Here is a 9,523-nt window from a genome sequence, read left to right on the forward strand (position 1 = left end):
GCCCCCGCCGGCCCGCCGCACACCTCCCGCGACACGCCGGGCGCCCCCGCCGACACGCCGGGCGCCGAGACCGATCCGGCGGGCTCCGCCGCTGATCGAGCGGGCTCCGCGCCGGAACCGTCCGGGCGGGTGCGGGACGGCGTGCGGGCCGCGTGCGCCGGGCTGTTCGGCGGTGTTCCCGCCCGGGGCGGTGGCGGTGTTCGACGCGGTGTTCGCCCCCGGGGCCCCGCCCGTGTTCGCGCCCGTGTTCGTGGCCGTGTTTGTGGCCGAGGTGTGACCCTCGGCCGCGCGGCCGTCAGCCGGACCGCCCCGCCGGCGGTCTTCAGCGGGATGACCTGCGGATTCGGACATCTGGGCCGGGCGCGCTCCTCGGTCGCGGACGATCGTCGGGGTGCCTTTGACGAAGGTATGTTCCCTCCGGGACGGTGATCGACCGTCCGGGGGCCGGGCATGTGCCCGGCCACGCCCTTCCATGGGCGAGAATTGGAGCGTGAGCCCAACCCGTCAGTCCAGCACCGCGCGTTCCACCGGGTCCCGGTCCGGTTCCGCAGCCGCCGGCGGGGCGGCGCGCCGCAGCCGCCAGCCCGCCATCGACGCCGCCTGCGCCGAGGCGGTCGAGCTCGCCCGCGCCGCCGCCGAGGAGACCGCCGCGCCCGGCCGGGTCGGCGACCACCTGGGGCTGCGCCCCGAGGGCGACCGCCTGGTGACCCACTACTTCGCCTGCCTCGACCCCGGATACCGGGGCTGGGCGCCCGGCCGGGTCGGCGACCACCTGGGGCTGCGCCCCGAGGGCGACCGCCTGGTGACCCACTACTTCGCCTGCCTCGACCCCGGATACCGGGGCTGGCGCTGGGCGGTCACGGTCGTCCGCGCGTCCCGCGCCAAGGCCGTGACGGTGGACGAGTGCGTGCTGCTGCCCGGGGACGACGCGCTGCTCGCCCCGGCCTGGGTGCCGTGGCTGGAGCGGCTGCGTCCGGGCGACCTCGGGCCGGGCGACCTGATGCCGACCGCGCCCGACGACCCGCGGCTGGCGCCGGGCTTCACCGAGACCGCCGACGAGGTCGAGCGGCAGGTCCAGTGGGAGCTGGGGCTCGGCCGTCCACGCGTGCTGTCGGCGGAGGGGCGGGACGAGGCCGCCGAGCGCTGGTACGACGGCGTCGCCGGGCCGCGCGCGCCGATCGCCGCGTCCGCGCCCGCGCAGTGCGCGACCTGCGGCTTCTACGTGACGCTCGCGGGCGGACTACGGCAGATGTTCGGGGTCTGCGCGAACGAGTACGCGCCGGACGACGGCCGGGTGGTCTCGGCCGACCACGGCTGCGGAGCGCACTCCGAGGCGGTGAACCTGCCGGCCGCGTCCGAGCACGGTCCGCCCGTCCTGGACGAGCTCGACTTCGAGATCGTGTCCACCACCCCGGCCGGCGAGGACGCCGAGGCGGAGGGCGCCGCCAAGGTCGACAAGGCCGCCAAGGCCGACACGGCCGACACGGCCGCGGAGACCGGCGCGGAAGCCCCGGCCGAGGCCCTCGCTCCGTCCGACGAAGTCGAAGCCGAGGCCAAGGGCCGGAAGCGCACCACGAGGAAGGCCCCGGCGGCGAAGAAGGCCCCGGCCAAGCGCACGGCGAAGGGCGGCGCGGCGAAGGGCGGCGCGGCCAAGGGCCGGACGACCCGCGGCGCCAAGGGCGGGGCCGGCGGCGACGCGTCGGCGGAGGCCGGCGACGGCTGACGCGGCTGTGGACGATCCGTTCGGCACGGACGCGCTGCGCGCGCGTGTCCTGAGGGCCTGGGCCGAGTCTCCGGCGCGCTTCCGCGCGGACGCCAACACCGAAGAGGACTTCGCGCTCGGCGGCTACCGCGACCGGGTCGTGGTCGAGCTGGCGCAGAACGCGGCCGACGCGGCGCTGCGCGCGGGCGTCCCCGGGCGGCTGCGGCTCACGTTGCGCGGTGACGTCCTGGTGGCCGCGAACACCGGCGCGCCGCTGTCCGCCGAAGGCGTGGAGGCGCTGTCCACGCTGCGCGCCTCCGCGAAGCGGGATGAGTCCGGATCGGTCGGGAGGTTCGGCGTCGGGTTCGCGGCCGTGGTTTCGGTCAGCGACGAGCCGTCCATCATGTCCGCTTCGGGCGGGGTCTCGTGGTCGCTGGAACGCGCCCGGGCGGTCGTCCGGGACGTGCCGGAGCTCGCCTCGGAGCTGGCCGCGCGCTCCGGCCACGTGCCGCTGCTGCGGCTGCCGTTCGCCGACGCCGGGGAGCCGGTCCCGGACGGGTTCGCGACGGCCGTCCGGCTGCCGCTGCGGGACGGGACGGCGGTCGACCGCGTCCGCGTCCAGCTCGGCGAGGTCGGACCGGCCCTGCTCCTCGCGCTGCCCGCGCTGGAGTCGGTCGAGATCGAGGTGGACGGCGACGTCCGCGAGGTCCGGCTCGGCGAGTGGCGGACGGTCGAGGCGCACGGCGAGATCCCGGCCGAGCTGCTGGCCGACCGTCCGACCGAGGAGCGGCTGCGCGGCGGCTGGCAGATCCGCTGGGCCCTGCCCGCCGGCCCGTCGGGCGCCGGTGCGCCGTCGCCGGAGCGGAACGGACCGCCGCGCGCAGGGATCGGGCCGGGCGAGCGCGGCTCCGGTTCGGCTGGTCGCGGCTTCGGTTCGGCTGGGCCTGGGCTCGGTTCGGCTGGGCGGGGGTTCGGTTCGAGCGGTTCCCGGAGCGGTGGCTTCGGGGCGGACGGTCTTCTCTCGGCGGAGGAGGCCGGGGCTCCGGCCGTGCTGCACGCGCCGACGCCCTCGGACGAGCGGATCGACCTGCCCGCGCTGCTGATCGCGTCCTTCCCGCTCGCCCCCGACCGGCGGCACGTCGCGCCCGGCCCGCTGACCGACTTCCTGGTCGAGCGCGCCGCCGACGCCTATGTCGAACTGATGCGCGGCCTTCCGTCCGGACCCGGTGTTCTCGGGCTCGTCCCGGGGCCGGTCGGGGTCGGGGAGCTGGACGCCAGGCTGCGCCGCGCGATCCTCGCCCGGCTGCCCGAAACCCCGCTTCTGCCCGGTCCGATGCGCGGTCCGGACGCCGTCGCGGTGGACGCGCCGCCGCCGTTCCTGGACCTCATGGCCGACGTCATGCCCGGCCTGCTGCCGCCCGGCTGGCCGGTGCGGAGCCCCGCGCTCGACGCGCTCGGCGTCCGGCGCATGGAGCTCGCGGACGTCGTCGACGCGCTGGTGTCGCTCGAACGTCCGCCGGGCTGGTGGCGGTCGCTGTACGAGGCGCTGTCCGGGGCGTCCACGGACGGCCTGGGCGCGCTGCCGGTGCCGCTCGCCGACGGCCGGCTCGCCCGCGGGCCGCGCGGCGCGCTGATCACGAGCGTGGACACCGCCGCGCTGGAACCTCTCGGGCTGCGGATCGTCCATCCGGAGGCCGTCCATCCGCTGCTGAGCAGGCTCGGCGCGATCGAGGCCGGGCCGAGGCAGGTGCTCGCCGACCCGGCCGTCCGGGCGGCGGTGGAGGAGTCCTTCGACGCCGACGACCCGGACGCGCTCGCCGACGCCGTCCTGACGCTGGTCGGGGAGTCCCGGCTCGACCCCGGCGACGAGCCGTGGCTGGAGCACCTGGCGCTGCCCGCCGCCGACGGCGAGCTCTACGCGGCCGGTGAGCTGCTGCTCCCGGACAGCCCGCTGCACGCGATCATGGCGGACGACGCGCCGTTCGCGACCGTCGCCGCCGACCTGGTCGAGCGGTTCGGTGCCGGGACGCTCGCCGCTGCCGGGGTGCTGGACGGCCCGGCGACCGTCCGCGCCGAGGACGTGAACGTGGTCGGCCTTGCCGACGCCGCCGACACCCTGCACCTGGACGGCGAGGAGCGGTGGGCCGAGGACGTCCTGCGCCGCACCGGCGACCAGGAGCTGCCGCCCCTCGTGCCGGAGTTCGCCGCCGTCCGCGACCTGGAGCTCGTGGCCGACTGGCCCGCCGCGCTGGAGCTGCTGTCCCGGCCGCCGCTGCGCGCCGCCGTCGTCGAACCGGCCCTGGTCAGCCTGCACGACGGCCGCCGGGTGAGCGTGCCGTCCTACACGGCGTGGTGGCTGCGCCGCCATCCGGTCCTGGACGGGCGCCCGCCCGGCCGGTTCCGCATGCCGGACGGGTCGGACCTGCTGAGCGGCCTGTACGACGAGGCGCCGCCCGGGCTGGACGAGGGGTTCCTGCTGGCGCTGGGCGTCCGCACGACGCTGGACGACCTGCTCGACGAGCCGGGCGGCGCGGCCGAACTGCTCGACCGGATGGCCGACCCCGGCCGCGAGATCTCCCGCGAGCACCTCGGCGTGCTGTGGACGGCCCTCGCCGCGGGCGCGCGGGACGTCGAGCCGCCGGAGGCCGTCCGGGCGGTCGTGGACGGCCGGGTGGAGGTCGTGGACGCCGCCGACGCGCTCGTCCTGGACCGTCCGGACCTGCTGCCGCTGCTGACCGGCCAGCCGCTGGTGATCGCCTCGTCCGGGAGCGCCGGGGCCCTCGCCGACCTGCTCGACCTGCCGCGCGCGAGCGAGGAGGTCACCGGGGAGCCGTCCGAGCCGGGCACGCCGACGGCGGTCCCGGACGTGGTCAGGGCCGTCCTGCCGGACGTTCCGGACACCTACCTCGCGCACGCGAGGCTGGTCGTGGACGGTGTGGAGGTCCCCTGGTGGGCCGGGGACGGGGAGATCCACGCGTCAGGCCCGTCCGGGCTGGCGCGCGCCCTGGCCTGGACGACCGGCGCGTGGCCCGACCGGCACCTCGCCGAGGCCGTGCTCCGCGCGCCCGACGACACCCCGACCCTCCTCGCCGAAGCCGACCTGGAATAGCCCCCCGCCCGCGGAAGGCCGAAAGCCCGGGCCGCGAGCCTGGATGAGCGGCGTCGGTCTCTCGCGCGAGGCCCGGGAGCCCAAAGAGTGGCGGGCGGCCTAGCGGAGGGTGGGGTCTCCGGCGGACGGGTCGTGGGGGGCGGCGGCGCGCCTGGCGGCCCGTTCGGTGGCCAGGCGTTCGCGGGCCGCGTGGAGGCGCGGGATGTACCAGGTCCCGAAGAGGCCGCAGCCCATGCCGACCACGCACACCCAGAGCCACCAGCGTTCCGCCGACGGCAGCCCGACGATCAGCAGGACGACCAGCGCGACCGCCCAGGCGACCGTCCCGGCGATGGCGATGTGCACGTCGTTGGTCGCGAGCGGCGACGGGTCGGGGCGGCGCGGACGGCTCATGCGTTCAGCCTAGGCGCTGGACGGCCCGCCGCGGCCCCCGGGCCGGTTCGGAAACGGGCTCGACGTGGGACGATGGGAGGCAGGGACCGCAGGGAAGGGCACTGACCGTTGGACACCACCACCGCCGGCCTGGCCGAGGAGTTGCGCATCTCCGTCGCGCGCCTGTCCCGGCGGCTGCGCACCCTGCGCCCGGCCCGTGCCGACGACGCCCGGCCGCCGCTGACCCTCACCCAGTTCGCCGCCCTCGCCGCGCTGGCCCGGCACGGCTCCATGACCCCGCGTGAGCTCGCCGACCACGAGAAGGTGCAGCCGCCGTCGATGACCCGCGTCATCGCGTTCCTGGAGGACCAGGGGCTGCTGGCCCGCACGCCGCATCCCACCGACGGCCGCCAGGCGGTGCTGGCCCCGACCGAGGCCGGGCACGCCCTGCTCGCCGAGGAGCGCCGTCGCAAGGAGCAGTGGCTCGCGCGCCGCCTGAACGAGCTCACCGACGAGGAGCGCGACATCCTGCACCGGGCCGCGCCCGTGCTGGACAAGCTGAGCCGCTCGACCTGACCGTCCATCGGGCCTGTCTGACCGTCCGCCGGGGGCTGGCCGACGGTCCGCCGGGGGCTGGAAGGCCGCCGGGACACCGCTCGCGAACACCGGAGAAGCACCGTCGCGCGATGGCGGAATACCAAGCTCGGGCATATCGTTAGCAAAGTAAATGACTTTTGCGGCGGAGGTGTGTCTGAGTGACGGTGGCCCTCGGGACCGGGACGGCGGAGGAGACCGAGCGGATCGAACGGTCCGCGGACGAGCGCGAGCGGACCGCGCGGTCCGCGGTTGAGAACGGGCGGGCCGAGGGGTCCGCGGAGGAGCGGAAGCCCGCCGGGCGGCCCGCGGACGAGCGGGAGACCGCCGAGCAGGAGACCGCCGAGCGGAAGGCCACCGGGCGGTCCGCGAAGGAGCCCCCGGCGCGGGCCGGGATGTTCCGGTCGCTGAGGAACAGGAACTACCGGCTGTTCACCGGTGGACAGGTCGTGTCCAACACCGGGACGTGGATGCAGCGGGTGGCGCAGGACTGGCTCGTCCTGGAGCTGGCGCACGGCAACGGCGGCAGCGCCCTGGGGATCACCACCGGGCTCCAGTTCCTGCCGCTGCTGCTGTTCGGGCTGTGGGGCGGTGTGATCGCGGACCGGTACCCCAAGCGCCGGGTGCTGATGCTCACCCAGACGGCGATGGGCGTGCTGGCGCTCGTCCTCGGCGTGCTCGCCGTCACCGGGACGGCGCAGGTCTGGCACGTGTACGTGCTGGCCTTCCTGCTGGGGCTCGCGACCGTCGTGGACAACCCGACCCGGCAGTCGTTCGTGGTCGAGATGGTCGGCCGCGAGGACCTGCCCAACGCCATCGCGCTGAACAGCGCCACGTTCAACGGCGCCCGGCTGGTCGGCCCGGCGGTGGCCGGCGTGCTGATCGCGGCGATCGGCACCGGGCCGGTCTTCTTCGTCAACGCGGCCTCGTTCGCCGCCGTCCTGCTCGGGCTCTACCTGATGCGGACCGGCGAGCTGCGCACCGTCGACCCCGTCGCCCGCGCCAAGGGCCAGCTCCGCGAGGGCCTGCGGTACGTGCGCGGGCGCGCCGACCTGATGCTGGTGCTCGTCCTCATCGGCGTGGTGTCGATGTTCGCGATGAACTTCCAGATCACGGTCGCGCTGATCTCCCGGCAGGTGTTCCACTCCGGGGCGTCCACGTTCGGGCTGGCGTCCACGATGATGGCGGTCGGCGCGCTCACCGGGGCGCTGCTGGCGGCCCGCCGGGCGACCCGGCCCCGGTTCCGGGTGCTGATCGGGTCGGCGCTGGTCTTCTCGTTGCTGGTCACGGTCGGCGGCCTGATGCCGAGCTACTGGTCCTACGTGGTCTCCCTGGTGCCCGCCGGGATCGCGATGATGACCTTCACGACCTCGGCGAACGCGATCATGCAGCTGGGCGTGGAGCCCGAGATGCGCGGCCGGGTCATGGGCCTCTACATGCTGGTCTTCCTCGGCACCAACCCGCTGGGCGCGCCGATGGTCGGCTGGATGTCGCAGGCGTTCGGCCCGCGCGCCACCGTCGTGGTCGGCGGCGTGGTCGCCTTCGCCGCCACCGTGGCCGTCGCGCTCGCGGCCATGCCCCGGGCGCGGATCCGGCCGACCCTCGCCCGCCTGCTCGCCGCCACCGCCGACCGCTGATCCCATCCGGGGCGGGTGCCGACTGCGCGGCCCGGCCCCGCACCTCGGGCGCGGGACCGGCGGGGGACCGTTGGACGCCGGTGGTGACCGTTCGGCCGACGGGAGGGACCGTCCGTCGCCGAGGGCGTGCCGCCGACGCACGTGGGAGGTGTCCTTCGCGTGACAAGGCCGGTCCGGGCTGAGAGGCTGGCGGACGTGCCACCCCGGGCTTACGCATGAGGCTGTTCGTCGCGCTGCTGCCCCCGCCGGACGTCCTGGACGAGCTGGAGACGTTCCTCGGGCCGCTGCGGGAGACGGTGCCCGGGCTGCGCTGGACGCGCCGCGAACTGCTGCACGTCACGCTCGCGTTCCTCGGCGACGTGGAGGACCGGGCGCTCGACCGCCTGATCCCCCGCCTCCAGCGCGCCTCCGCCCGGCACGACCGGCTCCGGCTGTCGCTGGCGGGCGGCGGGGCGTTCCCCGGCGGCGGCGCGCACGCGCGGGTGCTCTGGACGGGCCTCTACGGCGACCGGCGCGACCTGGCCGGGCTGGCCGCCTCGACCGCCGCCGCCGGACGCCGCGCCGGGACCCTCCCCGACCGGCACAGCACCTTCCGCCCGCACCTCACGCTCGCCCGCAGCCGCCATCCGGTGGACGTCCGGCCGCTGCTGGAGCCGATGTCGTCGTTCGCGGGCACGCCGTGGACGGCCGACAGCGTCCACCTCGTCCGCAGCCTGCTGCCCGCCAAGGGCCGCACGCAGGTCGAGTACGAGCCGCTGGAGTCCTGGCCCCTGCGGGCGCCGCGCTAGAGCTCCGGCAGGCCCTCGACCTCCGGCCGCCCTAGAGCTCCGGGGGCGGGGGCGTGGGGTGGTCGGCGTCCGGCGGGCCCCAGGGCAGGCCGTAGCGCTCGCAGGCGCGCCGCAGCTCGGCCAGGTCGGGCGGGAAGGTGACCTGCCGCAGGACGCGTCCGGTCGGGCTCCACACCACCAGGCGGGGCATGCGCTCGGCCGCGTCGTCGATCCCGACGCCCGCCACGCGGTCGCGGGCGAGCTCCCAGCGGACGCGTCCGCGCCGGGTGACGACGGCCAGGCCCGCGGGCGAGACCCGCAGCCGCGGGCGGTCGCGGTCGTGCAGCCAGTAGCCGCCGAGCCCGGCCAGCAGCCCGGCCGGGACCGTCCAGCTCGCCGTCGCGACGAAGCCGCCGAGGTCCGGGCCGAGCCAGACCGCGCCGACGACCGCGACGATCTCGGCGAGCAGCAGGCTCATCGCGTAGGTGCCGAGCCGGGACCGGCGCGTCGCGTCCAGCAGGACGCCGGGCGCGTCGGCCGGGGACGGCGCGGGCGGCAGGGTCAGCTCGGCCCGGAGGGACGCCGACCCGGCTCCCGCCTCCGATCCCGCCTCCGATCCCGCCTCGGTCTCGGCGCCGGAGGACGGGACCGGAGCGGCGAGGGCGCTCGGCCCGGCGTCCTCGGCCGTCCTGCCCGGGGCGTCCTCGGCCGCCGGCAGCGTCAGCGTGGACACCGCCGAATGGAACGCCGCGCTCAGGTACGCGTCGTACTCGGCGTCGTTCACCGGAAGGCCCTCGCGGCGGGCCGCCTCGCGCAGGTCGGTGCGCGAGATGCGCAGCGCCGACAGCGGCGCGGCGAAGAACTCGTCGCCGTCGGAGTCGTACAGCCGGACCCAGGCGTGCCCGGCGATGGTGAGCAGCTCGATGCCGCCGAGCCGGTCCTCCGGCATCCGCAGCACGACGTCGCCCGCGGCGTCGGCCCAGCCGAGCCCGCCGTCCTCGACGACCAGCCGCCCGCCGGGCACCCGGGCGAAGATCTCCGGCAGCCCCTCCAGGCCGTACTCGGGGGAGCGCGGCGCCCGCGCGCCGGGCGTGACCACCCGGTATCCGCGGTCGGCGAGCGCGTGCGCGAGCTGGAAGGCGTCCAGGCCGTGGGCGGGCAGCCGGGCCAGCAGCCGCAGCCGGTGGTCGAACGCGAGCACCGACAGTTCGGAGCGCCGGGGCCGTCCGGTCAGGGAGTCGGCGCGCAGGCCGGGCCCGAGGACGAGCGCCGCGACCTCCGACGCGGGCACCCTGAGCGCGCCGCGCGCCGGAACCACGCCCCGCGCCTCCGCGCTCGGCCC

At 76.7% G+C, this 9,523-nt stretch carries 5 protein-coding genes and 2 pseudogenes; 5 read left to right on the forward strand and 2 right to left on the reverse strand.

All coding sequences use genetic code 11. The annotated features are described in order from the left end of the window. Positions 1 to 589 precede the first annotated feature (589 nt). Positions 590 to 1,402 (forward strand): annotated as a pseudogene (locus tag DZF91_RS05450) (DUF3027 domain-containing protein); the annotation flags it as partial. Between the two features lie 328 nt (positions 1,403 to 1,730). Continuing rightward, positions 1,731 to 4,811 (forward strand): sacsin N-terminal ATP-binding-like domain-containing protein, encoded by a 3,081-nt coding sequence (locus DZF91_RS05455; protein WP_117356400.1) that lies wholly within the window; start codon positions 1,731 to 1,733, stop codon positions 4,809 to 4,811. A gap of 99 nt (positions 4,812 to 4,910) precedes the next feature. On the opposite strand, the gene DZF91_RS05460 is transcribed toward DZF91_RS05455, so the two are convergent. Further along, positions 4,911 to 5,204, reverse strand: coding sequence for a DUF2530 domain-containing protein (locus tag DZF91_RS05460; RefSeq protein WP_117356401.1), 294 nt, complete (start codon positions 5,202 to 5,204; stop codon positions 4,911 to 4,913). 108 nt (positions 5,205 to 5,312) lie between these two features. Here DZF91_RS05460 and DZF91_RS05465 point away from each other — a divergent pair, with 108 nt between their 5' ends. The 3 genes from DZF91_RS05465 (at position 5,313) to thpR (ending at position 8,202) form a co-directional block, all read left to right on the forward strand. Further along, positions 5,313 to 5,759 (forward strand): MarR family transcriptional regulator, encoded by a 447-nt coding sequence (locus DZF91_RS05465; RefSeq protein WP_235834103.1) that lies wholly within the window; start codon positions 5,313 to 5,315, stop codon positions 5,757 to 5,759. A gap of 413 nt (positions 5,760 to 6,172) precedes the next feature. Further along, on the forward strand, positions 6,173 to 7,414 hold the full coding sequence (locus DZF91_RS05470; RefSeq protein ID WP_117356404.1) for an MFS transporter: 1,242 nt from the start codon (positions 6,173 to 6,175) through the stop codon (positions 7,412 to 7,414). Positions 7,415 to 7,629: 215 nt separating this feature from the next. After that, on the forward strand, positions 7,630 to 8,202 hold the full coding sequence (thpR, locus tag DZF91_RS05475) for an RNA 2',3'-cyclic phosphodiesterase (RefSeq protein WP_117356402.1): 573 nt from the start codon (positions 7,630 to 7,632) through the stop codon (positions 8,200 to 8,202). Between the two features lie 31 nt (positions 8,203 to 8,233). Here thpR and DZF91_RS05480 read toward each other — a convergent pair. Further along, positions 8,234 to 9,523, reverse strand: a pseudogene (locus tag DZF91_RS05480) (hypothetical protein); the annotation flags it as partial.

It is taken from the genome of Actinomadura logoneensis (assembly GCF_003428695.1).
GTDB classification, from domain to species: domain Bacteria; phylum Actinomycetota; class Actinomycetes; order Streptosporangiales; family Streptosporangiaceae; genus Spirillospora; species Spirillospora logoneensis.